This is a genomic window from Ascidiimonas meishanensis (assembly GCF_037782385.1).
GTDB lineage: Bacteria > Bacteroidota > Bacteroidia > Flavobacteriales > Flavobacteriaceae > Ascidiimonas > Ascidiimonas meishanensis.
Genome location: NZ_JBBEXD010000003.1, coordinates 309,087 through 335,436 on the forward strand (window position 1 = coordinate 309,087; position 26,350 = coordinate 335,436).

Genomic DNA, 26,350 nt, shown 5'->3' on the forward strand with positions numbered 1-26,350 from the left:
TGTAAAAATACTAAAGTAAATTTACTTAGAAATAATAACTCTTTCATATGAAAATTGTTGTGTATGGTACAGGAGGGGTAGGAGGCTATTTTGGAGGTAAATTAGCAAAAGCAGGCTTTAATACCACTCTTATAGCAAGAGGAGAACACCTAAAGGCGATAAAAAAAAATGGGTTGTTCGTGCGAAGTATTTATGGTGATTTTCATGTGAATCCCACCTTTGCGACTTCAGATGTAAGGGAAGTAAAAAATCCGGATTTAATTTTATTAGCAACAAAAAACTGGCAAATTCCAGAAGTTTCTTTACACTTAAGAGAAATAATTCATAAAGAAACTATGGTGTTGCCACTACAAAACGGAGTGAATGCAACAGATAAATTAGTAGAAGTGTTGTCTGAAAAAAATGTGTTGGCAGGGTTATGCAGAATCATCAGTTTTATTGAAGGGCCTGGTAAAATTTGGCACAAAGCATTTCATCCACAAATATTGTTTGGAGAACTAGATAATAGTAAAACACAAAGAATTAAGAAGGTCAAAGCTATTTTTGATGCTGCCGACTTTGATAATCAAATCCCAGGAGATATTCAATTAGAACAGTGGCGAAAGTTTTTATTCATAGCAACCATTAGTGGTATTGGGAGTATTACCAGAATGGAAATAGGTGTCAATCGTGCAGACAAAGGGATACGGCAAATCATGGAAGAGACTGCACAGGAAATAAAAGCACTAGCAAACGCCAAAGGAGTTGCGCTAAGTGATACAGATATAGCTCAGACTTTTGCAGCAATTGATAAACAAGCACCTAATACTACCGCTTCAATGCAACGAGATATAATGAATGGTAAACCTTCAGAATTAGATGATTTTAACGGTTACGTAGTAAAGGAATCCAAAAAATATGGTTTAAAATCACCCGTAAATTCTTTTATTTATACTTGTTTAAAACCGATGGAAAAAATGGCAAGAAAATCGTAAAACAAGTACGTCCCGTAAAGACATAATTTGTTAGAAGACCTTCTCTATCTTAGAAGTTACTTTTGTTTAAAAGAAAAAATCTGGAACCTTCAAAACAGCTTTCAAGCTTCAGTTTGATTTCTCCGTATAGTTCACGTTCATTTGCAACAATAACACTATTTTTGCGGCTGATAGATTTAAATGCGTCGGAAATTCTTTTTTCGGGGTACAAAGTATGTAAAGATCATGAAATACAATTGCAACGAAATTGAAGCCAAATGGCAAAAATATTGGGCAGATCATCAAGTTTTTAAAGCTGAGAATAACTCTGCTAAACCCAAATATTATGTGCTAGATATGTTTCCCTATCCTTCTGGTGCAGGCCTGCATGTAGGCCATCCGCTAGGGTACATTGCAAGTGATATTTACGCTCGTTTTAAAAGACATCAAGGCTATAATGTTTTACACCCTCAAGGGTATGATTCGTTTGGGTTGCCCGCTGAACAATACGCTATTCAAACGGGGCAACATCCAGCAATTACTACAGAAACAAACATCAAAAGATACCGAGAACAGTTAGACAAAATTGGTTTTTCATTTGACTGGAGTCGTGAAGTGCGCACTTCCAACCCTGAGTATTATAAATGGACACAATGGATTTTCACAGAACTCTTTAACTCTTGGTACAATAAGACAAGCAATAAAGCAGCACCTATAGATACCTTAGTAGAATTTTTTGAAAAAGGAGGGACTTCAAAAGTAAATGCAGTTTGTGATGATGATATCAAAGATTTTTCCGCAGATGAATGGAATGCCTTTACAGCAGATGAGAAGGAGCAGGTATTGTTAAAATACAGACTCACTTATTTGGCAGAAGCCGAGGTGAACTGGTGTCCTGCATTAGGAACGGTTTTGGCAAATGATGAAATTGTAAATGGAGTTTCAGAACGCGGCGGGCATCCGGTAATCCGGAAGAAAATGACCCAATGGAGTATGCGTATTTCTGCCTATGCAGAACGATTGCTTAATGGCTTGGAGACTGTTGATTGGCCAGAGCCATTGAAGGAAAGTCAAAGAAACTGGATTGGTAGATCCCAAGGAGCATCTGTACGTTTTAAACTTGACGGATTTGAAGCGCAAATTGAAGTTTTTACTACCCGCCCAGATACCATTTTTGGAGTTACCTTTATGACATTGGCTCCAGAACATGAATTGGTTAGTAAAATTACTACCTCAGAACAAAAAGAAGCAGTAGAAACCTATGTAGAAGCTACTGCAAGGCGTAGTGAGCGAGAGCGAATGGCAGATGTGAAAACCATCTCTGGGGTATTTACAGGCGCTTATGCTATACATCCATTTACTGGAGACAAAGTACCCGTATGGATTGGAGATTATGTGTTAGCAAGCTACGGTACAGGAGCAGTGATGGCAGTGCCTTGTGGAGATCAAAGAGATTATGATTTTACGCATCATTTTGAAGGACAGCCAGGAATGCCACCTATTAAGAATATTTTTAAGGATGCAGATATTTCAGAGGAAGCTTTTGCAGACAAAGAAAATACCATTATTGCTAACTCTGATTTTCTCAACGGACTTCCCTACAAAGAGGCAGTTGCGAAGGCTATTGAAAAATTAGAAGAGATAAAGCAGGGTGAAGGTCGTATAAACTATCGGCTACGCGATGCGGTTTTTAGCCGTCAGCGGTACTGGGGAGAGCCTTTTCCTGTATATTATATAAATGGATTGCCTAAGATGATAGCATCAAAGCATTTACCCATTCGTCTACCAGAAGTAGAAAAATATTTACCTACAGAAACTGGAGAGCCTCCTTTGGGAAATGCCACCGTTTGGGCTTGGGACACCCATAAATATGAAGTAGTAAGCAATACGTTGATAGATGAAACCAAGGGTATTTACCCCTTAGAATTAAATACTATGCCCGGATGGGCGGGAAGCAGCTGGTATTTTAACCGTTATATGGACCCTCATAATACCGAAGAGTTTGCTTCACAAGAAGCTTTGAATTACTGGAAAGACGTAGACTTGTATATTGGTGGGAGCGAGCATGCAACGGGTCACTTACTATACAGCCGTTTCTGGCAGAAATTCTTGTTTGACCTAGGGTATGTGCCCAAAGCAGAATACGCTAAAAAACTCATCAATCAAGGAATGATTTTAGGGACGAGCGCATTTGTTTATAGGATTAGCGGAACCCATAGGTTTGTCTCAAAGGGATTAATAAATGAATATGAAACTGAAAGTATTCATGCAGATGTTTCTCTAATTAACGCTTCGGATGAATTAGATGTTGTAGCCTTCAAAAAGTGGCGTCCGGAATATGCAGATGCAGAATTTATTCTAGAAGATGGAAAGTATGTTGTTGGTCGTGAGGTAGAGAAAATGTCCAAATCCAAATACAATGTGGTCAATCCAGATGATATTTGTAATGAATATGGAGCAGACACCTTACGCTTGTATGAAATGTTCCTTGGCCCTTTAGAACAAGCCAAGCCGTGGAATACCGCAGGGATCACAGGCGTGTTTGGATTCCTTAAAAAATTGTGGAAGCTTTATCATGGAGGAAACGAAGGAAGTTTTTATGTTTCTGATGCCGAACCTTCCAAAGATGCATTAAAGACCTTACATAAAACCATTAAAAAAGCCATTGAAGATATTGAAGCGTTTTCATTTAATACCTCAGTAAGCTCCTTTATGATTGCGGTGAATGAATTAACTGCGCAAAAATGCAATCACAGAGCTATTCTTGAACCTTTAGCTATTGTAATTTCTCCTTATGCGCCGCATATTGCAGAAGAACTTTGGAGTAAATTGGGGCATGAAGGCAGTATTTCATTTGCTCCTTATCCAAAGTTTAATGAGCAATATCTAAAAGAAAGTACCAAAGAATATCCAATTTCTTTCAATGGGAAAATGCGATTTAAAATGGAATTATCTCTGGATTTAGATGCAAAAGCAATTGAAGAGCTAGTTATGGCAGATACGCGTACGCAAGCACAACTAAATGGTAGAGCCCCTAAGAAGGTAATTGTAGTTCATGGGAAAATTGTGAATATTGTCGGATAAGTAGTAGGTGGTTTTAAGTATTTCCTATGTTTGTAGCATTATAATTGCTGCACATTATGAAACAAATTACACTACTAACCCTAATTTTGGGAATGCTTCTTACTTTATCATGTTCCAATGATAATGGTTTTAATACGCTATCGGATGAAACACTCAACGGAAATGTCTTTGGAGAAGACTTTATAGCCTCCAATGGTAATGCAATACTTACAAGGGGAGAATTTATTGCGATCACTTTAAGTGTAAGCACCCTAAGTTGTAATGGAGCCTCTGAAGCTACTCCTTTATATGTTACTATTGCGGTGCCAGATAGAGTAGGATTTCATAAAAATGTATTGGCAATTTTCGGTAAATCTGGACATGAACCTGTAACTGAACTGGATGCTTTGGTTGAAATTATAGAAGTGAATGAAACACAGGTTGTTGGGAAAATCAGAAGCAAGAATAATAAGGATAACCGTGTTGAGGGAAGTTTTGCTGTGACAATTTGTGGCGGATAGCCATAAAAAAAGCAGGTATTATAAAACACCTGCTTTCCAATTAATATTCTTAACAATATTCTTCTTAACACTTTTTATTTTGGCATTACAACGGTGTCAATTGCATGAATTACTCCATTTGAAGCAGCAACATCAGTCATAATAATAGTAGATACATTTCCATTAGCATCTGTTAAGATAACATTCTCTCCTTTTACAGAGGCAATTAAAATTCCACCTTGTACGGTCTTAATTTCAAATTCTCCATCATTATCTTTAATTGCTTTCAATACATCTTTTGCCATTACTTTACCTGCTACTACATGATAGGTAAGAACAGCGGTTAAAGTTCCTTTAGCTTCGGGCTTTAAAAGTCCAGCTACCGTTCCTTTTGGTAATTTGTCAAATGCGGCATTTACAGGAGCAAAAACCGTAAATGGACCTTCACTGTTTAAAGTTTCTACTAAATCTGCAGCTTTTACAGCAGCAACCAATGTGCTAAAGTTTTCATTTCCAGCAGCAACCCCAACAATGGTTGGATCTGCGTTTACAACTTTATTGTTATTTTCTGTAACTGGGTTTGTGAGTCCGTTATTTGCGAAAGAAGCGGTAGCAATTAAACTAAATATTGCAATTCCGGTGAATAATCTTTTTGTAATCATTTTGTTATAGTGTTTTTAAGTTGGAGTAAAAGTACACCTCCTTTAATAGGTTCACTAATAATTTTGTTTAAACTTAAGTTAAAAAGTCTAAACAAAATCATAAATCATGATTTTGATGGAATAAGTCATAAAAAAACAACGTAAAGTAAATTACCTACGGTTTTACCGTTAAGTTTTTAGCCCTTAGGAACTAAAAACAGGTATAAATACGCATACTTTTTATATAAGAAACAACCTAAATTTGTATTGATAAATTAAATAGTGAAAGTTAAACAAAACCCCCAATACATCCTTACTTAACTTTAAACTTTTAATATACATGCAAAATTCAAGTTCAAACTTACTAAGTTACATTAGTTTATTAATGCACAATGACGAAGCCTTGCAGCGGTTCATAGTGGATCCAATTACAGATGCAGAAACCAAGTATGGTCTTACCAAGGCAGAACGCGCTGTTTTAAGACGTACAGTATCTAATCTGTCACACCATGCAATAAATGGGTTTTCTATGGAGCGTACCTTATCTTCCTATAGAAGATCTTTACGATTGTTACAGAACGTATTGCATAATACTGGAACAAAAATGGGTGTAGATGTATTATCTAATGGAGCAGTAACAGCTACCAGCCAAGTGTACCATTTGGTGATTAACTATCCCAATCTTCCTTCTGGTTCTACAACAGATTTTACTTGTGCAGATAATGCAAAAGTAGATTCATATGGCGGACCTTATTATCAGAGCCAATTTTTCCAAATTGTCTTTAACGATTCAAATCCAACTACAGTTCAGCGTTTGTTGTTAGGCGCAGCACAAGCATTTCCTAATATTATTGCTTATAATTCTGTTGTAATGGGAACACCAGCAAAACCATTTATTTCTGAAATTAGTATCAATGGCAGAACTATTAAAGCAGATATTAGCAATCCTTGTTATGATTTATCTACCAATCCAAATGCCGATAGTGTTTTTTGGTTTTACTCTATCAATGGCATGCCACAGAAAGGTTTTGCTGGAACTACTGGAAACTTAGGAGAAAGCTTTCAAGATTATGTGCTTACTAGCGGGCAAACTGTCTACTGGCAAGTGCTTGCACCAGACACTACGTATGGCTTTAAGTCTTGTAAGCCGCATACGCTTAATGAGTATGCAGCAAGTGAAAGCTACAAGAAAAAGTAAATATCAATTAATTATACAGAAAGTCCTGCTCTTATAAAGCAGGATTTTTTTATGTGATGTTTTAATTAAACTGCTTGCTCTAAATGAAAAACAGTAATCTCTGGTCGCATATTAAAGCGCACTTGCCATAAGCAACCCAGGGCTCTATTGATATAGAGGGTGCGACCATCTTCTAGAGGAATTTTCCCTGAAGAATATTTTTTATTTTTTACTGGTAACATGGGTGAAGGCAAAAAAGGGGGTTTTACCTGCCCACCATGGGTATGCCCACTGAGAATCCAACTTTTATAGCCATTCCAGACACTTAGATCACATACATCAGGGTTATGGCATAATGCAATATTAGCATGGTTTGCATTGTGTTTTTGAAGCAATGCTTCTGGCTGAAAATTAGTACCCCAATAATCGTCTATACCTATAATATGTAGGCCTTCCTTTTCTTCTTGTTCATTGCGCAATATGCGAATACCGCTTTCCTCTAAGATTTCACTAACGGTATCTGCAACTTCTGGTTGTTCCCAATCGTGTCCGTAATCATGATTTCCCAAAACACCATAAGTACCTATATTTCCAGTAACCACATGTTTCATGACGGTTTTAAGATCTTTGTATTGAGTTGCATCTTCATAATGCACAAAATCTCCTGTATAAACCACAAAGTCTGGTTTTAAAGCTTGGGCTTTTTTAAAAGAATCAATAATATAACCCCAGTCAAACCTATTGCCTACATGAATATCACTAATCTGCATTACCATTTTACCCTCTAAATGTTTTGGAAGATTTTTTACAGGCATTTTTTGATGGACAAATTCTAACCAAAAAGGTTCAACTTGCCATGCATACATTCCGGTAGCAGCTCCTAAAGCGGTAATCGCTGCCATACCTTTTACAAATTTGCGTCTTTTCATAGATGTTGTTTATGTGCAGTCTAATGCAAAACTATCATTTTCACACTAGAGTATAGACTTTAGAATAAAGTTTTAAAGGTGCATTATGTTATTTATATTTCAAAATATTGCTTTGATAGCTAGCATAGTCAATCTTAAAGAATAGGTATATAGACATCCTCAATGGAATCAGGATGATCTGGCCCAAGATATCGTTCATCTAATACTTCAAAATGAGGACGATCATCTAGAACATAGCCAGAAGTTGGAAGCCATTCTTCATAGATATATTTAGATGTTTTATGAAAATCCCTAGTAGCACCTTGATGCTCAAAAATTGCGTACAAACCTTGTGGTATTATAAAAGAATCCATGCCTTCTGGGATGAGTGAAAGATTGGTCACCTCTATTCCAGCTCGTGTAATAAATTCAGTCTGAGGAGTAAAATCTGCCATATCTAATCCTTTCGGATATACCTGTATGGAAAGGAAAGAAGTATTCTTTTTATGTTTAATTGAATTCCGCCTAGGCATAAATTGGCTCCAGATTTTTTTGGCATTGTTTTGAAGGAGACTTGTTTTTGTAGCCATGCAGACAGTTTTTTTTTCAGCGCATTTGTGGATTTTAAGAAAACACATGTTAATAGTTAAGAATTAATAAGGGAAAAGATACGTAAAGACTTTAACTAGTGAACAGCACTCTAATGATATGTTAAATTAACTACACCCCTTTATTTTTTACATATTGCATGCAAATAATTCATTTAATACTTCATTAACCCCCTTAAAAAATAATTTATTTACAAAATAAAGATGATTTTATCGCAATCACCCCTATTTTTATCGATTTTATTTGTTTGATTAAAATAGAACATAGAACTTTCTAAAATAAAACAAGAAAACTATGGTCATAGGTGTTCCAAAAGAGATCAAAAATAATGAAAGTCGTGTTGGTATAACGCCGGCAGGTGTATTTGAACTTACAAAAAGAAACCATAAAGTTCTTATTCAACAAGGAGCTGGAGAAGGAAGCGGATTCTCTGATGCCGAGTACCAACAAACAGGAGCAGAAATTGTATATAGTTTAGAAGATGTATATGCAAAGGCAGCTATGATAGTCAAGGTAAAGGAGCCGGTGGAAGAAGAATATAACCTTATTAGAGAAGGTCAGATAGTGTTTACTTATTTTCATTTTGCATCTAGCAAACTGCTAACGGAAGCAATGCTAAAAAGCAAATCTGTTTGTATTGCGTACGAGACTGTTCAGGAAAAAGATGGGAGTTTACCGCTATTAACTCCTATGTCTGAGGTGGCCTGAAGGATGGCAATTCAACAAGGGGCTAAGTATTTGGAAAAACCAATTAAGGGAAGAGGGGTGCTATTGGGCGGTGTTCCAGGAGTTGCACCAGGGAAGGTCTTAATATTAGGTGCTGGAACGGTTGGAATTCAAGCTGCAAAAATGGCGGCTGGTCTTGGGGCGCATGTCACTATTTTAGATATTAATATGAAAAGACTTCGGCACGTAAATGATATAATGCCAAGCCATGTAGTTACCGAATTTTCAAATGAATACAATATTCGTAAACATATAAAAAATCATGATCTTATTGTTGGCGGTGTACTAGTAACAGGTGGAAAAGCACCTATGCTTATCACTAAAGACATGTTAAAAGAAATGCGACCCGGAACTGTATTGGTTGATGTTGCGGTAGATCAAGGAGGATGTATGGAAACTTCAAAGCCTACTACGCATGAAGACCCTACTTTTATTATTGATGATGTAGTGCACTATTGCGTTGCCAATATGCCAGGTGCAGTACCTTATACCTCTACCATAGCACTCACCAATGTGACTTTGCCCTATGTTCTAAAGTTAGCCGATTTAGGATGGAAAGCAGCATGCCAGAAAGATCCTGTCTTGCATAAAGGACTCAATATTATAAGAGGGGAAATAGTTTATAAAGAAATAGAGGACTCTTTTCATTGGGAGGTGAATTATAATTGAAGAAATAATTAATAGCTAACTAAATCAATTACTTTTCCAGAGAAATTAAATACGGTAAATGAAGGTTTTGTATTTCCTTTGATAGTAATGGTATTTTCGAACGAACCTTTTTTTTTGGCGACAAAATCCACAGGAATTTTGAACTGATTACCCGGGGGTATCTCTCTAGCAATACTATAATCAAAATTAAGACAGCCGCAACTTCCCAATATGTTTTGGATCTGGTAGGCTTCCGTTCCTTTATTTTCTAACTGTATATCAAAAGAGACCGTATCTCCCAGGTGCAAATTTTGAAGAATAAGTGAATCATTCTTTACTATAATAATAGGTTCCTTCTGACTCATGGTTTCTTGTTTTTTACAGGATATGAACAACACAAGAAAGCAACTACACGTAACTAAAAATTTATTCAAGATGTTTGGCAATTAAATGATCTATATTATTATAAAAGTGATACCATTTATCATGTAGCCTTCCTCTATATACAATCTTTGCATCTTTATTTACAATTAGATATTGAGGAACCTTTTTAATTCCTAGAGTCTTCCATGCAGATTTATCAGCCGCAAATAAGGTCTCAAACTCATATTTTGCAACAATTTTAGATGCTGTTAACACAGAATCTCTTGGGATAGGAAGATTGAGTGTATAAAATTTGACATCTTTATTATTTGCATATTTTTTATTTAGTTTCTCATAATCGGGAAATTTCTCTATGCAACTACCACAGGAAGTAGACCAAAGATCAAGAATTAGGACTTTATCTTTTTCAAGGTTGTAAGGACTTTTATCGGATTTCAAAAGTGCCAGTTCTGGGAATTGTTGAACTTTAAAATCTTCTTCAAAAGCGAACGCAAACCAATTTTGAATAAATAGAAAATTGATAAATGTTATTAAAACTCCAATAACGATCATACCTTTATAAGGAACTCCTTTTCGATAAATAAAGTAACCTAAAATTGCATATAAAATAGCACCTAACCAGATGGGCATAGTTGCAAAGAACCCCTTTTCAAAGATATTTTTCATGGATAAAAACCCATAGATAAGAATAAAAGGTAACATTACAATGACATAAAGCCATGTTCTTGACCTGTTAAGTTTGGGTCGATTGGCTAGTAGCAAGCCTACTATGAAATAAAGTAGGCATACTAATAAGAATTGGAAAACCCAATTGACAGCACCTGAGAAAAAACAAAAAAAGAATAGAAGTATTCCTGTAGCTAAGAGGAGAAAGTTACTATTATAATTTAGTTGCATTTTTTAAGATATTTAATTGCAACGACCATCGCATGGAGAACCCCATGCAATACCGCAGCCTGTGTATGTTGATTCGCAATCGGAACTTTCGCAATCGCTAAACCAACAATAATCTTCTTTCTGACTACATTTACATTTATTGGAGGCAGGATTTCCATCCAGGTCAAGCTCTACCTCTCTTGATTCCACCATGGACTGATAGGATAATGAGGTAAATATTTCCATAAATTCTTCCCGAGTGAACGATTTTTTGGCATCTTTAAGCCATGGTTTTATATGATTTTCTTGTATTTCTTTACTTGCCAGACTTTCAAAGGCAAAAAAATCTTCAGAGAGTATATTCTTTAACGATTCTATTAAATCTAATTGTTGATTGTTTAAGGTTACTTTACGTCCGTATAGGGTAGACTCTTCAAGAATCAAATTAAACTTATCATGCCAGATAGAACGTTTTTGTGCTGGGCTAAGCATAGAAAAAGCTTGTTTTTGCGCATCTCCAGTTAGACTTAAAACCTGAGACACGTCATCTTGTAGGGTATTAACATTGTCTTTCGAACAAGAAACAAATACAATACAGAGAAGTAATAAAATTAATCGTTTCATTATCATATTTATTGGTTGGCAGGTAATGTAATAAAAACGAATGGAATAAATAAAATATTCTTTCATATTTATAAGAATATAGCTACATTCTATTTATTACGAAATAATGTGGATAGTTCAAGGTGACAAAACTGACAAAAAATCATACCGTTAAAACCTCGCTAAAGTTGGCGGGGTTTTTGCTTATATTATTGTAATTTTATACAAAACTGTAAACTATGTACGGAATAAGTCCTATGTATTGGGTAATTATAGGGGGGTTTATGCTCCTAAGTATGTTGGTGAGCCAGCGACTTAAAAGTAAATTTAAAAAATATTCAAAATTACAGCTTCGCAATGGAATGAGTGGTGCAGAGATTGCTGAGAAAATGTTGGCAGATAATGGCATCTATGACGTGAAGGTAACTTCCACGCCTGGAATGTTAACAGATCACTATAATCCTGCAAATAAAACAGTTAATTTAAGTGAAGGAGTGTATTCACAAAGGCATGCAGCAGCAGCAGCAGTAGCTGCACACGAGTGTGGTCATGCGGTGCAACATGCAAAAGGATATGAATGGCTACAAATGCGGTCTAAATTAGTACCTGTAGTTAATGTAGCTTCAGGCTTGTCTACTTGGTTAATATTTGGAGGTTTTATTTTGGGAGTAAGTTCAACTTTTGGTTATGGAGTTGCCTTAGCAGGAGTTGTACTCTTTGGTTTTGGAACCTTATTTAGCTTTATTACTTTGCCGGTTGAATACGATGCCAGTAATAGAGCGCTGGCTTGGTTGAAAGCTAAGAATATGGTAAGTCAGCAAGAATATGCAGGTGCAGAAGATTCCTTAAAGTGGGCTGCCAGAACTTATGTAGTAGCAGCCTTGGGTTCTCTAGCCACCTTATTGTACTTTGCATTAAGAGTGTTGGGTAGCCGTGACTAAAAAAGCATAAGAAATTATAATAGAAGCCCTGCACCACGTTTGCAGGGTTTTTTTATAAAGAGATTTGCCTGTCAATCTGTTGGTGCAGTGAGATAAACGTTTCTGTGCGCGAAACGCCTTCTATGGTTTGAATTTTGTGGTTAAGTAAGTTCATTAGGTGTTCATTATCCCTGCAAAGTATTTTAACTAAAACACTCCAATTACCAGTCGTATAATGACATTCTAAAACTTCTGGAATATCCTTAAGCTGTTTTACAGCTTCTGGATTACGCATTGCTTTATCCAAAAAAATGCCAATAAATGCCATTGTAGAGTACCCAAGTACTTTTGGATTAATAATAAGCTTAGACGCTGCAATTAGATTAGAGGCTTCTAGTTTGCGTAATCTTTGATGTATGGCGGCTCCTGAGATACCAATCTTACGGGCAATCTCCAAAATAGGCTTACGTGCATCTTCCATGAGGTATCTAAGAATTTCTTTATCAATACCATCAATCTCTACAATTTCGTTAGCAATTTTCATATAACTGTTTCAAATTCTAAGTAAATATACAAAAACAGCTTATATTCAATAACTTAATCTGCCACATTGTCGGGATTGTATCCTACATAAGGAACTTCTTTTTCAATAAATTCTATATCAAACTTTTTGAGTTCTTCTAAGATAGGTTTATAGATTTCCTTTGAAATAGGAATCTGTACTCCGGTATTTTTAATCTGTTTATTAAGTATTTGTAGGGTGGCAATGGCTACAGGCAAACCTACAGTTTTGGCCATTGCCGTATAAGTGCGATCCTTGCCTAAGCAAACCATACTGGCGTCTATTTGTCTTTTTTTACCTTCTAATTCAAAGCCAAATTTATGATACATAACAATCATATCTTTATCCTCATCCTGTAAGGTCCATGATGCTTCTAAAATCTTTTGAAGTACTTTAGCGGGCGTTGCATTTTTAAGCCCTACTTTTTTATCGGAATTTAAAAGGTCAAGTTCCATGAGTTTATTCCACATAATATCATCCTGATCAATTTTAAGGTAATGTCTCAGTTTGAGTTCTACAGAATCTGTAAGCGAATAGGGAAGAAATGAATTAACATAATCTCGATAAGACATGTTTTCAGACCCTTCCAATTCGTAGCTGTCATCTGTAAGCCCTAATTGCACAAACATGTTCCAGGCTTTTGAGAACCCAACCCGCCTCATGGTTCCGCGATATAATGTAAGCGCATCTTCAAGGCCGTACGCTTCCCTATATTTTAATGAGTCTCGATTGGCATACACTTCAAATTTGCCATACTTCTCAATATCAAGGAATTCTGTACGTCTAAAAAGTTTATGATAAGGAATGTATTTATAGCTACCTTCTTGAATAAATTTAGCTGCTCCGCCTTGTCCAGCAAGCACTACATTTTTTGGATTCCAAGTGAATTTGTAATTCCAAAGATTGTGATCGCTCTCTGGAGCTACCAAACCTCCTGTAAAAGATTCAAATAATAATATTTCACCGCCCTTTTCCCTTATTCTGTCTATAATCTCCATAGCACTCATATGGTCTATGCCGGGATCAACACCTATTTCATTCATAAAAATAAGTCCGCTTTTTTTTACCTCAGCATCCAATGCTTTCATTGGGTCACTTACATAAGATGCGGTAACCATGTTTTTCTTAAAAGTAAGACAGTCTTTAGCAACTTCCATATGCAGAGATGCAGGGAGCATGGAAACTACGATGTCTGCTTCTTTAATAGCATTTTGCCTTTGCTGCATATTAAAGATATCTAATTGAATTACCCGCGAATTTGGATGATTCTGCAATAAATTAATTGCATTTTCAGGATAAAGATCTCCAATGGTAATAAAGAGTTCTTCGCTTTTGCTTTTATCTAAAAAATATTGAATAAGATATGAAGTAGATTTTCCTCCTCCAATGATCAAAATATTTCGCATACTGATATTCTTCTGTAACTTTGTAATCGTTTAATTTATTCACGAATGTAGCAAATTGTTATATCTATAAAAAATATTGAATATTAAGTTATGAAAAAAACAATTTTAATCTTTGGTTCTCTGTTTGGAATGTTGGCGGTTGTTTTTGGAGCATTTGGGGCGCATGCACTAGAGAAAGTGTTAAATGAGAATGCCATTGCTACTTTTGAAACGGCTGTTAAATATCAAATGTACCATGCTTTGTTATTACTTTTTCTGGGTTCCTCAAATGTTTTTTCTCATAACACTTTAAAGCTCTTAAAGAGCTTTCTTATTTTAGGAATAGTACTTTTTTCAGGTTCTATATATTTATTGGCTACAAATACACTCACATCATTTGATTTTAAAATTATTGGTTTTATAACTCCCATAGGCGGGGGATTATTAATAGTAAGTTGGGCGCTTATGTTTTATAAGTTAATCACTACAAAGAGAGAATAAATCGATAGCGAAAACGTTTGAGTAGGTAATATTTTGTATTTTTGCGATGCAAAACTAACCTTTCAAACCATTAAAAAATGGAAAATAATATCTTAATAACGAAAACGATTTCGTTAACAAGTTATGGTATAAAAAATACGAATGTACGCTACCAATTATCAGCAGATAAGCTTCATGAAATAAGTATTGCTCATGGTATGGGCTTAGAAGCTTCTTCAGGAGCACTGGCCATTAATACAGGAGAATTTACAGGGAGATCTCCCAAAGATCGGTTTATTGTAAAAGATGCTATCACTACAGATAAGGTATGGTGGGGTACTATTAATATTCCTTTTGAACCAAGTGATTTTGACAAACTATATGATAAAGTGGTTTCTTATCTCTCTGGAAAAGAACTGTATGTAAGGGATTGTTATGCTTGCGCAGATGATAATTACAAAACCAACATAAGAGTAATAAATGAGTATCCATGGAGTAACTTATTTGTTTTCAATATGTTTTTAAGGCCTGAAAGTAAAGATTTGGAGAATTTTGATCCTGAATGGACTGTCATTAATGCGCCAGGCTTTATGGCTAATCCGGAAGAAGATGGAACGCGCCAACATAATTTTGCTATTTTGAACTTTTCAAAAAAAATAGCTTTAATAGGAGGCACGGGTTATACGGGTGAAATTAAGAAAGGAATTTTTTCGGCATTAAATTTTTTGCTTCCTGTTTATAAAAATACATTACCCATGCATTGTAGTGCAAATGTTGGGGAAGAAGGAGATACTGCCATATTTTTTGGGCTTTCGGGAACAGGTAAAACTACTTTATCAGCAGATCCTAACCGAAGATTAATTGGTGATGATGAGCATGGATGGACTGCAGAAAATACTGTTTTTAATTTTGAGGGTGGATGCTATGCTAAAGTGATTAATTTGTCTGAAGAAAGCGAACCAGAAATATATGGAGCTATTAAACGAGGCGCGTTGCTAGAGAATGTAGTTATGAATGCAAAGGGAGAAGTAGATTTTGGAAATACTTCAATCACTCAAAATACAAGAGTAAGTTATCCTATTTATCATATTGATAATATTCAAGAGCCAAGTATCGGTAAAAATCCCAAAAATATATTTTTTCTAACAGCCGATGCATTTGGAGTATTACCTCCTATTTCCAAATTAACACCAGGCCAAGCTGCATATCATTTTATATCAGGATATACTGCAAAAGTAGCGGGAACAGAAGCAGGAATAAATGAGCCAGTACCTAGTTTTTCTGCTTGTTTTGGCGCACCTTTCATGCCATTACATCCTACCCATTATGCGGAGATGTTAAGTAAAAAAATGCAAGAAGCGGGTGTTAATGTCTGGCTTATTAATACGGGATGGACTGGTGGACCTTATGGTATAGGAAAAAGAATGCAATTAAAATATACGCGTGCTATGATTACGTCAGCTATGAAAGGACAACTAGACCAGGTCAATTATGAAAATTATCATATTCACTCTGTATTTGGTGTTGCTCAACCAAGAACTTGCCCAGGTGTTCCTACTGAAGTGTTGAGTCCTAGAAAAACATGGAATAATGATAAGGGCTACTATAAGAAGGCTCAAGAGCTTGCAGATGCTTTTAAAGCGAACTTTAAAAAGTTTGAAGCGTATGCAAATAAGGAAACTTTGGAAGGAGGGCCTTTGGTGTAATTTAAAAAGTAGCGAAAATCACTTTCCATAAAAAAATGCCTGCTTCAAGCAGGCATTTTTTTATATAAACAACAATTATTTCTTATTTGCTTCCGATATGTATTTTTCTAAAGCCATAGTCATAGAAGGGGTTTCCGGAGTTGGAGCCTCTATATCTATGCGAAGTCCTGCATCGTTAGCCGCCCGAACAGTGCTGTTACCAAAAACAGCAATGCGGGTATTATTTTGTTCAAAATCTGGAAAATTTTTAAACAATGATTCAATACCTGAGGGACTAAAGAAAACTAAAATATCATAATAAACATTTCTCAGGTCAGACAGATCGCTAATCACCGTTTTGTACAAAATACCTCTCGTCCATCCTATTTTTAAATCGTCTAGTATTTTGGGCACTTCTGGTTTTAAAACATCAGAAGAAGGGAGTAGAAATTTTTCGTCTTTGTACTTCTTAATCAGTGGAGCAAGATCTTTAAAAGCCATCTTACCTACGTATATTTTACGCTTTCTATAAACTACATATTTCTGTAAATAATAAGCAACCGCTTCTGATTGGCAGAAATATTTCATAGAGTCTGGAACCTTGAATCGCATTTCTTCAGCAATTCTAAAGAAATGGTTAATTGAGTTTCGGCTAGTAAGAATAATAGCTGTATACTGTGAAAGGTCTATTTTTTGTTGCCTTACTTCTCTAGCATCAACACCTTCTACGTGAATAAAAGGTCTAAAATCAATTTTTACTTTTTGTTTTTCTATAAGCCGGATGTAAGGAGAATTTTCTACTTTAGGCTCTGGTTGGGAAACCAAAATTGTCTTCACTTTCATATAAACCTTTAGTTTAGTCCTTCGTTATTAGTAAACCCACTTATAAATAAGTAAATAGGGTGCAATTTCAAGTGCGCAAAGATACAAAATAAAATAAAACAGACGTGATTGTATTAGTTTTTGATGATTTCGTAGTGTAAGAATAAAAGAAATTAAATTTAAGACTAAGAAAAGCCCTATGGTTAAGATAGTTATAACCTCTTTATTCAAAGTGCTATAGATTATCAAAGCCAAAAATGGCAATAGAATAATAGCGATATAATTCCGGTAGCTAACTTTATGGAAATTATAATATTCAGAAAATTTTTCCAATTCAAAGATTTCGGCTAACAATTTTTCTAAATAAAATTTAAAAAGAATAAATAGGGTAAGTATTAAAATGATTACAAGTAGCGGAACGTCTAATTCTTCACCAAACAGCGCGAATGTTAACTTTATAAGAATACTAAAGATAATTACCTGATTGGAGAATAGTAAAATGTTGAACCAATTTAAATTTAATTGTTTGTCTTTACCGTAAATTTTAAGGTATTTATTTGAAAACAATAAAATCAAGAAACTTGAAAATCTAGTTTCATCTGTAATTTTAACAACGGTTATCAACAGAAAACAAATAGCTAGTAGAATTGTTTCTGTAGTATGATAATCTATATTTCGTAGTACAACTTCCAAATTTTTAGCGTATTGGAATAATGTTTCCTTGAAAACCAAAAGGAAGTAAATTTCTTTCTGAAATGCAAACTCTAAAATAAGAAGCTCTTTTCAACTTGGCTTTCTCACCCAAGAAAGCCTTAAATTTTAAAGAATCTCCTGGTAAGATATGTTGTTTTTGAAATTTTTTGGACAAGGAGATTGGTAAAGTGTCCATTCTCCCTTTTTTTTGACTAAGTGATAATCCATAAAAATAGAGGTCACTCACTGGAATAGTTTCTTTATAGGGATTAAAAACGTAAAAGTCTATGGAATCCTGTTTCGTTAGTTTTTCATCTTCTGATAATGAAAGTTTAAGTTTTCTCCAAGAGATAAAATTAGTATGAGTAACTCCTCTCCAAATTCTATTTCTATAGGTACGTGTAATTCCAAATGCAGAGTCTGCTTTCTTTCTCGTTGATAAATATACCACTTTTTGATGCCTGTAAAGATCTTCTTCGTTCCTAAGGTCATATTGATTGGGTCTAAAAGGATATCCATTTAAAGAGAATGCCTTTTTACCGGAATAGAACATATACATACTCGCTTCTGTATACGAATTTCTAAAGACAACAGGTTTAGAGTCTGCGAGATCACTTAATTCTTTTACCCACCGTTTATTGCCATGTGTTTCATATGCAATTGGGGAAAAGTGCTCATTTGAAATAGCGATGCGAATAAGGATGGTTAATACTAGTGATGCCACACTTAAAAGCTTTAGCCATTTCCGGAATTGTAAATGATCTAAAGCATAAGTAAACGTTATGATTATAAAAGGAAATAATACTAATAAGGGCCATTGCGCCTGAGTTCTGCGATTGAATGAAGAAAAAAGAAAAAAAGTAAATATTCCAATAACTGTTATAATCATCCCTCTGTCAAACAGGTTTTTGTAAGGATAACGAAATAATGCTTTAAAAATTAATGGAAACGCGATTCCAGAAATCAAAATAAAGCCAAGAAGATATTCTAGCGTAAAGACAATTTTGTATTGGCTATCTGCTCTGCCAACTAAATGGTATTTTAAAGAAACAAAGTCATTTTCATATAACCAGTAGAGATGCGGAAAATATAAAATCAAAGATAAAATGGCCGCAGCGAGAAACCTTTTATTCAAAAGTAATTTAAGATTAGAAATAAGAATAAACCCTATAAGCAAAATGGCCATGTATTTACTATACATCATTGCTGCCATGCTTATTGCAAGCAGTAATACTGATACGATACTTTTATTGGCTAAGAATTTTTTATAGGCATACCAGAAGAGTGCTGCAAAAAAGACCATAGGTGTATCTGGAACCATAAAAAAGCCATAAGCATTAAAAAGGGCGACAGATAAAATAAATAAAATGAATAGGGTATAATGTTTGTATTTTCTAGGATCTTCTATAGTTTTCCATAACAGTAAAATAGATCCCGAAAATAAAAAAGGAGCAAAAAGGCGTACTCCCAATTCACTAGAAAAAAGCGTGTTTCCAATTGCTACCAGAAGTGCTACCATTGGTGGATGGTCAAAATATCCTAGTGCCAGTTCCTGAGAAAAGTACCAATAATAAGCCTCATCCAGAATAAGTTCTGAAGACGAAGCTTGAATCAGGTTAATAATTGTAATCAAGACCAGAGAAGCGTAAAACACCTTTGGTGAATATCCTTTAATTTTATTCATTAAATGATTATAATTTGGACAAAAATACTTAAAAAGTATATCCTTACGCAGGTTAAATTGTTCTTAAACATTAGAGAATGGTTTTAAAAGTGATGGAATATATTATTTTTGCCATTCAATTATTATTGCATGCAATCAGACGGTCTTGTTATTATTCCTACTTATAACGAAATTGAAAACGTAGAAGCCATTATTAGAGCTGTGTTCTCTTTAAAAAAGGCATTTGATGTTTTGATTGTAGATGATAACTCGCCTGACGGAACAGCTGATTGTGTTTTATCTCTACAAAAAGAATTTGAAGGGCGTCTTTTCTTAGAAAAAAGAGAAGGTAAAAGCGGTTTAGGAACTGCTTATATTCACGGATTTAAATGGGCATTGTCACAAGGGTATGCATATATTTTTGAGATGGATGCTGATTTTTCACATGACCCTCAAGACTTACCAAGATTATATAATGCCTGTGCGGTAGATGGTAATGACATAGCCATTGGTTCTCGTTATGTAAAAGGAGTTAATGTAGTAAATTGGAGTCTAGACCGGATTTTACTTTCATATGGAGCTTCGTTTTATGTTAAACTAATTACGGGCATGCGAGTGCATGATCCTACCGCAGGTTTTATATGTTACAAGAAAGAAGTGATTGAAAATATTAATCTTGATAATATTCAATTTATTGGATATGCCTTTCAGATCGAGATGAAATTTAGAGCACACCTTAAAAAATATAAAATTAAAGAAGTCCCAATTATATTTAAAGATCGAACGCGAGGTACTTCAAAAATGAGCGGTTCTATTATTACAGAGGCTATTTTTGGAGTGATAAGCATGAAGTTTAAGAGTATTTTTGATAAGAAGAACTTTTAAGTTATGAGAAGAACAATAATTAAAAATGCTCGCATAGTTAACCAAAATAGTATTATTGAGGGTGATTTGCGCATTAAAGGCGTTTATATTGATAAAATTGCAACGTCAATCACTCCAGAAGAAAATGATAGCGTAATTGATGCTAAAGGTAATTATGTACTCCCCGGACTTATAGATGATCAAGTGCATTTTAGGGAACCAGGGCTAACGCATAAAGGAACAATTGCTACAGAAAGTAGGGCAGCGTTGGCCGGAGGAATTACAACCTTTATGGAACAGCCAAATACCAACCCCCAAACAACTACAATAGCCAAGCTTGAAGAGAAATATGAAATAGCAAGAAAAACATCTTTTGCCAATTATGCATTTTTGTTTGGAGGTACGAATGATAATCTGGAAGAGCTAAAAAAACTGGATAAGAATGCATGTCCAGGAGTGAAATTGTTTTTGGGTTCTTCCACAGGAAATATGTTGGTTGATAATGAAGAAGTGCTAGAAAAGATATTTAGCAATACAGATATGGTAATTTCAACGCATTGCGAAGATGAAGGCACCATAAGAGCCAATTTAGAAAAATACAAGAAACAATACGGAGACCAGATTCCAATTGAATTACATCCGGTGATTAGAAGTGCAGAGGCTTGTTACCTTTCTTCTAGTAAAGCCATTGCCCTAGCTAAGAAAACGGGGGCACGTTTACATGTATTTCATCTATCTACGGGAAAGGAGACATTTCAATTTCAAAATGATATTCCTTTAGCAGACAAAAAAATTACAGCAGAAGTATGTGTACACCATTTATGGTTTAGTGATGAAGATTACAAATCAAAAGGAACCTTTATAAAATGGAACCCTGCAGTAAAATCAGCCAAAGACCGCCAACAATTATGGGAGGCTCTTAATGATGATAGAATAGATATTCTTGCTACAGATCACGCACCGCATACGTTAGCTGAAAAAATGAACCCGTATACTTCTGCTCCATCTGGTGGGCCATTGGTACAGCATGCGCTTTTAGCATTGCTGGAGGCCTCATTACAAGAAAAAATAAAGATTACCAAACTTGTGGAAAAAGCATGCCATAACCCTGCAATTCTTTTTAATATCAAAAAAAGAGGGTATCTTAAAGAAGGTTTTTTTGCAGATTTGGTAATTGTAAATACCAACAAACCACAATTAGTCACCAAAGAATCTTTACTGTATAAGTGCGGGTGGTCTCCTTTTGAAGGTACTAGTTTTAATTCAAGCATAACTCATACCTTTATAAACGGACACCTTGCTTTTGAAAATGGAAAGATTTCTAAAGAACAACATGCAATGCGTCTTGAATTTGATAGATCATGAAAAGAGCCATTCCAATACTCGCTATATTTTTACTTGTAATTGCTTGTAAAACAGAACTTGTTGAAAAGCCTGAAGATCTTATTGCCAAAGATAAAATGACAGAAATACTTTATGATCTTTCCATAATGTATGCTTCAAAAGGGGTAAGTGTTGGTCAGTTAGATTTTGACCGATTGAGTATTGATAATTTTATCTATGAACAATATGGGGTAGACAGCACTCAAGTTGCCAATAGTACCATTTATTATTCTTCAAAACCAAATGTTTATTTAGGAATGTATGAAGAAATTGAACAACGACTAAAGGCCGGTAAAGACACCATTATTGAAAGACGTAAATCAATTAAGAATAATGATTCTACTAGTATAAAAGACAAAATAAAAGTGGATAGTTTAGAGAGGGAACGAAAACTGCGCGAATTCATTGATACTAAAAATTAAACCTGTTCACTACATTCTTTATAGTTTCATCCAAAGGTTTAAATTGATAAGAAAGTGCCTTCGTAATTTTATCGTTAGCATAAACAGAGTTTTTCAAAGCTGCTTTTACAGATGTTTTGGTAATTACGCGCTTTCTTCCAACTATTTTATTTAGTATCCAATCAAGTCTCCACATAAGTTCAAGAATCCATTTTTCCGCTTTTTTTTGTGGAGGTTTTTTACCCATGCTTTTAGCGATGGTAGTCATCATTTCTTTAAAGGAGACATTTTTAGCAATCAGGATATAGATTTCGTTTTTAAGATCACTTTCCATAAGCATCTGCATGATGTTGGCTACATCTTCTACATCTACAAATCCCGTTTTTCCTTCTGTGTAGAATAGCATGCCTTTGTGAGCCATACTAAATAATTTACCACTTCCTTGATGAGGGAATCCAGCTCCAAGAATGACTCCAGGATTTATAATAACTGCTGGTACACCTTCACGAGTACCTCGCCATACTTCCATTTCGGCACCATATTTTGAAATGGCATAATCATTATTATCACCTTCTGCATTCCAATTAGATTCTTCCGTAATAAATCCGTTGCTTTGCGCATTACCTAAGGAAGCAATAGAACTTACAAAACATAATTTCTCAACATGTTTTAAAATACAAAGATTCACCACATTTGCTGTGCCTTCAATATTGATCTTACGCATAGCCTCACTATCTGCACTGTCAAAAGAAATCAGCGCAGCGGAATGGTAAACTCTGGTAATTCCCTCAAATGCTTTTTCTAATTGGGGAATGTTTGTAATATCTGCCTCTACCCATTCAATCTGGTCAAAAAGGGCAGATGGCTCATCGGTAAAAAAACCAAAAACCTCCTGTACTTTTTCAAGCATACTACCCTTACGGTGTATAGCGCGAACTTTATCACCAGATGCGATAAGCTTGTAAAGAAGATGACTGCCAACGAGTCCGGTGCCTCCAGTAACTAAAATCATACTACGAATTTACTATTTCATTAGATGCGGACATAAAATAATAGGCAAAAGTTTGATAGGCTGTGCGTTTGTACTTTTGTCTTTATAGGATTACAACTATCTTTGCGCGGTATTTATTAAAATGTAACACCATATGCATAAGAATTTTGTAGCAGAACTTACCTGGAGAGGAATGATTCATGATGTAATGCCAGGAACAGAAGAACATTTAATGGAGGGAATGAGAGCAGCCTATGTTGGAATAGATCCTACAGCAGATTCTTTACATATTGGTCATTTGGTTGGGGTTATGATGTTAAAACATTTTCAATTGTGCGGGCATAAACCATTCTCCTTAGTAGGGGGTGCTACCGGAATGATTGGAGATCCTTCTGGGAAATCAAATGAGCGTAACTTATTAGATGAAGAAACGCTGCGTCATAATCAGGAGGCACTCAAAAATCAGTTGCGAAAATTTTTAGATTTTGATACTAAAAATGAGAATGCTGCGGTAATGGTAAATAATTATGATTGGATGAAAGAGTTCTCATTTCTTTCTTTCATAAGAGATGTAGGAAAACATATTACGGTAAATTATATGATGGCAAAAGATTCTGTAAAGAAACGTTTGTCATCAGAAGCTGCTGAGGGTATGTCTTTTACAGAATTTACCTATCAGCTAGTGCAAGGATATGATTTTCTTCATCTTTATAGAGAAAACAATTGTACACTTCAGATGGGAGGAAGTGATCAATGGGGTAATATTACTACAGGAACTGAATTGATTAGGCGTATAGGTGGTGGGAAGGCATACGCAATGACTTGTCCGCTTATAACCAAGGCAGATGGAACCAAGTTTGGTAAAACCGAAGGAGGAAATATATGGTTAGACCCTAAGCGAACTTCCCCTTACAAATTTTACCAATACTGGTTAAATACCTCTGATGCAGATGCAGAAAAATATATAAAAATCTTCACGCTACTTTCTAAAGAAGAAATTGAGGCTCTTGTAGCGCAGCATCAAGAGGCACCGCATTTAAGAACATTACAAAAAAGACTAGCGGTAGAGATTACGGTGATGGTTCATTCTGAGGAGGACTTAGAAAATGCGATACAGGCGTCTGAAATATTATTTGGCAAAGCTACCTCAGAAGCACTTCGTAAGTTGGACGAAGCTACGTTTCTGGACGTTTTTGAGGGAGTGCCACAGGCATCTATTTCTAAAGATAGTATTGCTAATGGTCTTGATATTGTGAGTGCTTTGGCAGAACAATCAGGCTTTCTAAAAAGTAATGGAGAAGCAAGAAGAGCTTTAAAAGAAAACTCCATTTCAGTGAATAAGGAAAAAGTAGGAGGAGACAAAATGATTACCATAGACGATCTTATTAATAATAAATATGTTTTATTACAACGAGGCAAGAAAAATTACTTTGTATTGTCTTTTGAATAAAAGAAGGGTTTCTTTTAAGTTTGGATTGCGTTTACAAGCAACCTGTTGTCAACATGAACAGAATTGAACAACTGCGGTTTTGTGGGTGACCCAATTCAGAAATCTCATCATAGAAAACCATATCTTCTTTGTTCTTGCAAAGCATCCAGCTTATTTTTCAACTTTTTCATAGTAAGTACTGGTATTATCTGATTTGTTTTTTTCTCTTCAAGAAGTTTTTTTGAGTAGTTATATGTTTTTTAATTGTACTCATGAATATGGATAGACCACTCCTAATTAATAGCTACTCATAAAAACATAAAAAGGGGAAGCTGGTTTTAAACAACTTTCCCTTTTAACCAATTAAACTTAACTTATGAAAACTATTCGTATTTAGGTATTATTTTTTTCCAATCTTCTGCCAATTTGTATCAGCTTTCTTTTTGAGTTCTTTTGGATTTTCATTTTTCCAAAGAGTAAGGGTATTTGTGCTCCATTTATTATAAAAAAGAAAAAGTTTTCCATCTCTAACTTCAAAAGTTTCTGGGTCTACGTCTACTTTTTTACTTTTTACCGCGACGGCGTAGGCACAATAGCCACCGTATTGAGGTAAGAAATCTTTAGGTGCCGCTTCAAACTTGTCTAGGTTTTCTTCTGAAGAGAAAAGAAAAGTGGTATCCTCATAGTCAACAGCAAATATCTTATCACCTTTTTTTGGTTTCCCATCAAAATAGCTCACTACATCATAACCATTTATGGCTATTCCTTTTTTAGTATTAAAATCTGATTGTGCATAAATTCCCGAGATAGAAAATAAAACTGCGATAACAAAATAGTGTATTGATTTCATGTTTGATTTGTTTATTTGATGAGTGAGTCGGAGTGTTTTGAAAGAACTTTCAGGAAAATAGAACGAAATAGTGTTAAAGTTTACTTAAGGAGTTGTAGTTACTCAATTTAGAGAGCCATAAGATTACAACCTCTAATATCTGAATGGTCAAACCTGCCTAAAATTTCAAAACTTCCGTCTGCATAAACTTTACCTAGGTCTTGGGTAGCTATAAAAGCACAGGAGTTTATGTTTGCCAGATCAATAATATTAATACCTCCAGTTTTTCCGATGGCTTGTTTTGATAAGGCATCTTCTGGGTCTCTTGTATTTATTTGCATCCAGGGAGGACAGGTAAAAATTCCGTCTCCTTTTGAATAGGCTTGAGAAAGTAATTCGGTCATTCCATATTCAGAGTGAACTTTGGTTACATTTAGGTTGTCTTGGAGTATATCATGAACCTCTTCACGAATCATTTCTTTGCGGCGTCCTTTCATTCCACCGGTCTCCATTACAATAGTATGATGTAATTGTTGAGGATATTTTTCTGCGAGATCTAATAAGGCAAAAGTAACTCCTATAAGTAGTGTTTTTTGATTTGCAGCTTCTAGTTTTTTTAAGTTGGCTGATAATTTCTTTAAGTCGTGTAAATAGAATCCGCTTTCTTCTTTGCCTGATTTTTTAATTAGATCTTCTGCCATAAAAATGAGAGAAGATCCTTTTCTTTCAAGGTAGGATGGCAATAATGCCAGTATTACATAATCTTTTGGGGAACCGTAGAATTTTTGAAAACTCTTAAGATAACTCTGTTGATATATAGAAAGGTCTGTTACATAGTGTTTGCTGTAAGTACTGCCAGTAGTTCCACTACTAGTGAATATTTCTTCTATAGGTAGGTTTCCAGTTATAACTTGGTGAGATTTAAAAAATTGAATGGGTAAAAAGGGAATATCATCTACCTCTTTAACTAAGGCTGGGTTTTTTTTTAGAAGTCCACAGAAATTTTGATAAACAACATTGTTTTTATATTGATATTGAAAAATGTTTAGTGCTGTTTTTTCAAAATCTTCTCGGGTTTTTATATTAAAAACATTCTTGCTGTTCATAAAGTAATTTTCACTTACAAAAGTAGCCAAAATAAAAAGCTTCCTGTTG

25 protein-coding genes and 1 pseudogene are annotated in these 26,350 nt (G+C 35.0%); 12 read left to right on the forward strand and 14 right to left on the reverse strand.

Annotated elements, in window-relative coordinates; genetic code table 11:
* The first annotated feature begins 47 nt into the window (after positions 1-47).
* The 3 genes from WBG07_RS06450 to WBG07_RS06460 all read left to right on the forward strand — a co-directional run bounded on the left by WBG07_RS06450 (position 48) and on the right by WBG07_RS06460 (position 4,537).
* A complete protein-coding gene (locus WBG07_RS06450; RefSeq protein ID WP_340199702.1) occupies positions 48-974 on the forward strand; it encodes a ketopantoate reductase family protein in 927 nt (308 codons plus the stop codon).
* A gap of 225 nt (positions 975-1,199) precedes the next feature.
* Complete coding sequence (gene leuS / locus WBG07_RS06455) at positions 1,200-4,037, forward strand: leucine--tRNA ligase (protein ID WP_340199703.1); 2,838 nt, start codon at positions 1,200-1,202, stop codon at positions 4,035-4,037.
* A gap of 56 nt (positions 4,038-4,093) precedes the next feature.
* Positions 4,094-4,537, forward strand: coding sequence for a hypothetical protein (locus WBG07_RS06460; protein WP_340199704.1), 444 nt, complete (start codon positions 4,094-4,096; stop codon positions 4,535-4,537).
* A gap of 74 nt (positions 4,538-4,611) precedes the next feature.
* On the opposite strand, the gene WBG07_RS06465 is transcribed toward WBG07_RS06460, so the two are convergent.
* Positions 4,612-5,178: a fasciclin domain-containing protein gene (locus tag WBG07_RS06465; protein ID WP_340199705.1), complete on the reverse strand. Its 567-nt coding sequence runs from the start codon at positions 5,176-5,178 to the stop codon at positions 4,612-4,614.
* A 319-nt stretch (positions 5,179-5,497) separates the two neighbouring features.
* Between WBG07_RS06465 and WBG07_RS06470 the strand changes: the two genes are divergently transcribed.
* The gene (locus tag WBG07_RS06470) at positions 5,498-6,355 is read left to right on the forward strand and encodes a hypothetical protein (RefSeq protein WP_340199706.1); all 858 of its coding nucleotides are present in this window, start codon (positions 5,498-5,500) and stop codon (positions 6,353-6,355) included.
* A 65-nt stretch (positions 6,356-6,420) separates the two neighbouring features.
* Here the strand turns inward: WBG07_RS06470 and WBG07_RS06475 are convergent, their stop codons facing one another.
* Positions 6,421-7,263 (reverse strand): metallophosphoesterase, encoded by an 843-nt coding sequence (locus WBG07_RS06475; protein WP_340199707.1) that lies wholly within the window; start codon positions 7,261-7,263, stop codon positions 6,421-6,423.
* A gap of 134 nt (positions 7,264-7,397) precedes the next feature.
* Entirely contained in the window at positions 7,398-7,880 is a 483-nt protein-coding gene (locus tag WBG07_RS06480) for a GyrI-like domain-containing protein (protein ID WP_340199708.1), read from the reverse strand.
* Positions 7,881-8,145: 265 nt separating this feature from the next.
* Here WBG07_RS06480 and ald point away from each other — a divergent pair.
* Positions 8,146-9,246: pseudogene (gene ald / locus WBG07_RS06485) on the forward strand (alanine dehydrogenase).
* 8 nt (positions 9,247-9,254) lie between these two features.
* Here ald and WBG07_RS06490 read toward each other — a convergent pair.
* The 3 genes from WBG07_RS06490 to WBG07_RS06500 form a co-directional block, all read right to left on the reverse strand.
* Positions 9,255-9,590, reverse strand: a complete 336-nt coding sequence (locus WBG07_RS06490; protein ID WP_340199709.1) for a DUF1573 domain-containing protein — start codon at positions 9,588-9,590, stop codon at positions 9,255-9,257.
* 61 nt (positions 9,591-9,651) lie between these two features.
* Positions 9,652-10,275 carry a TlpA family protein disulfide reductase gene (locus WBG07_RS06495; RefSeq protein ID WP_340199710.1) on the reverse strand — a complete coding sequence of 208 codons (624 nt, stop codon included), beginning with the start codon at positions 10,273-10,275 and terminating at the stop codon, positions 9,652-9,654.
* 243 nt (positions 10,276-10,518) lie between these two features.
* Positions 10,519-11,109: a bacteriocin fulvocin C-related protein gene (locus WBG07_RS06500; RefSeq protein WP_340199711.1), complete on the reverse strand. Its 591-nt coding sequence runs from the start codon at positions 11,107-11,109 to the stop codon at positions 10,519-10,521.
* Positions 11,110-11,327: 218 nt separating this feature from the next.
* Here WBG07_RS06500 and WBG07_RS06505 point away from each other — a divergent pair, with 218 nt between their 5' ends.
* Entirely contained in the window at positions 11,328-12,029 is a 702-nt protein-coding gene (locus WBG07_RS06505; RefSeq protein WP_340199712.1) for a zinc metallopeptidase, read from the forward strand.
* A 52-nt stretch (positions 12,030-12,081) separates the two neighbouring features.
* Here WBG07_RS06505 and WBG07_RS06510 read toward each other — a convergent pair whose 3' ends face one another.
* Positions 12,082-12,552, reverse strand: a complete 471-nt coding sequence (locus WBG07_RS06510; RefSeq protein ID WP_340199713.1) for an Lrp/AsnC ligand binding domain-containing protein — start codon at positions 12,550-12,552, stop codon at positions 12,082-12,084.
* A gap of 53 nt (positions 12,553-12,605) precedes the next feature.
* A complete protein-coding gene (locus WBG07_RS06515) occupies positions 12,606-13,976 on the reverse strand; it encodes a saccharopine dehydrogenase family protein (RefSeq protein ID WP_340199714.1) in 1,371 nt (456 codons plus the stop codon).
* A 90-nt stretch (positions 13,977-14,066) separates the two neighbouring features.
* Between WBG07_RS06515 and WBG07_RS06520 the strand changes: the two genes are divergently transcribed.
* Together WBG07_RS06520 and pckA are read left to right on the forward strand one after the other, a co-directional pair.
* Positions 14,067-14,456, forward strand: a complete 390-nt coding sequence (locus WBG07_RS06520; RefSeq protein WP_340199715.1) for a DUF423 domain-containing protein — start codon at positions 14,067-14,069, stop codon at positions 14,454-14,456.
* 77 nt (positions 14,457-14,533) lie between these two features.
* Positions 14,534-16,141: a phosphoenolpyruvate carboxykinase (ATP) gene (gene pckA, locus WBG07_RS06525; protein ID WP_340199716.1), complete on the forward strand. Its 1,608-nt coding sequence runs from the start codon at positions 14,534-14,536 to the stop codon at positions 16,139-16,141.
* A gap of 75 nt (positions 16,142-16,216) precedes the next feature.
* On the opposite strand, the gene WBG07_RS06530 is transcribed toward pckA, so the two are convergent.
* From WBG07_RS06530 to WBG07_RS06540, 3 genes are read right to left on the reverse strand one after another with little or no spacing between them, the layout of a single operon-like run.
* Positions 16,217-16,963 carry a uroporphyrinogen-III synthase gene (locus tag WBG07_RS06530; RefSeq protein ID WP_340199717.1) on the reverse strand — a complete coding sequence of 249 codons (747 nt, stop codon included), beginning with the start codon at positions 16,961-16,963 and terminating at the stop codon, positions 16,217-16,219.
* A 27-nt stretch (positions 16,964-16,990) separates the two neighbouring features.
* Entirely contained in the window at positions 16,991-17,674 is a 684-nt protein-coding gene (locus WBG07_RS06535) for a DUF4271 domain-containing protein (protein WP_340199718.1), read from the reverse strand.
* Positions 17,640-19,319: an ArnT family glycosyltransferase gene (locus tag WBG07_RS06540; RefSeq protein WP_340199719.1), complete on the reverse strand. Its 1,680-nt coding sequence runs from the start codon at positions 19,317-19,319 to the stop codon at positions 17,640-17,642. Before WBG07_RS06540 ends, WBG07_RS06535 begins: the two co-directional genes overlap by 35 nt.
* A gap of 129 nt (positions 19,320-19,448) precedes the next feature.
* Between WBG07_RS06540 and WBG07_RS06545 the strand changes: the two genes are divergently transcribed.
* Genes WBG07_RS06545 through WBG07_RS06555 form a run of 3 tightly spaced genes read left to right on the forward strand, consistent with a single transcriptional unit; the run spans position 19,449 to position 21,967 of the window.
* Positions 19,449-20,183: a polyprenol monophosphomannose synthase gene (locus tag WBG07_RS06545; RefSeq protein ID WP_340199720.1), complete on the forward strand. Its 735-nt coding sequence runs from the start codon at positions 19,449-19,451 to the stop codon at positions 20,181-20,183.
* 3 nt (positions 20,184-20,186) lie between these two features.
* Complete coding sequence (locus WBG07_RS06550; protein ID WP_340199721.1) at positions 20,187-21,527, forward strand: dihydroorotase; 1,341 nt, start codon at positions 20,187-20,189, stop codon at positions 21,525-21,527.
* Positions 21,524-21,967, forward strand: a complete 444-nt coding sequence (locus tag WBG07_RS06555) for a DUF4296 domain-containing protein (RefSeq protein ID WP_340199722.1) — start codon at positions 21,524-21,526, stop codon at positions 21,965-21,967. Before WBG07_RS06550 ends, WBG07_RS06555 begins: the two co-directional genes overlap by 4 nt.
* On the opposite strand, the gene WBG07_RS06560 is transcribed toward WBG07_RS06555, so the two are convergent.
* Positions 21,957-22,958, reverse strand: coding sequence for an NAD-dependent epimerase/dehydratase family protein (locus tag WBG07_RS06560; RefSeq protein ID WP_340199723.1), 1,002 nt, complete (start codon positions 22,956-22,958; stop codon positions 21,957-21,959). The two genes, WBG07_RS06555 and WBG07_RS06560, sit on opposite strands and share 11 nt — an antisense overlap.
* Positions 22,959-23,091: 133 nt before the next feature.
* Between WBG07_RS06560 and tyrS the strand changes: the two genes are divergently transcribed.
* On the forward strand, positions 23,092-24,387 hold the full coding sequence (tyrS, locus tag WBG07_RS06565) for a tyrosine--tRNA ligase (protein ID WP_340199724.1): 1,296 nt from the start codon (positions 23,092-23,094) through the stop codon (positions 24,385-24,387).
* A gap of 379 nt (positions 24,388-24,766) precedes the next feature.
* Here tyrS and WBG07_RS06570 read toward each other — a convergent pair whose 3' ends face one another.
* Together WBG07_RS06570 and WBG07_RS06575 are read right to left on the reverse strand one after the other, a co-directional pair.
* Complete coding sequence (locus WBG07_RS06570; protein WP_340199725.1) at positions 24,767-25,216, reverse strand: YHS domain-containing (seleno)protein; 450 nt, start codon at positions 25,214-25,216, stop codon at positions 24,767-24,769.
* Between the two features lie 107 nt (positions 25,217-25,323).
* Entirely contained in the window at positions 25,324-26,301 is a 978-nt protein-coding gene (locus WBG07_RS06575) for a LuxE/PaaK family acyltransferase (protein ID WP_340199726.1), read from the reverse strand.
* Between the last annotated feature and the right edge of the window lie 49 nt (positions 26,302-26,350).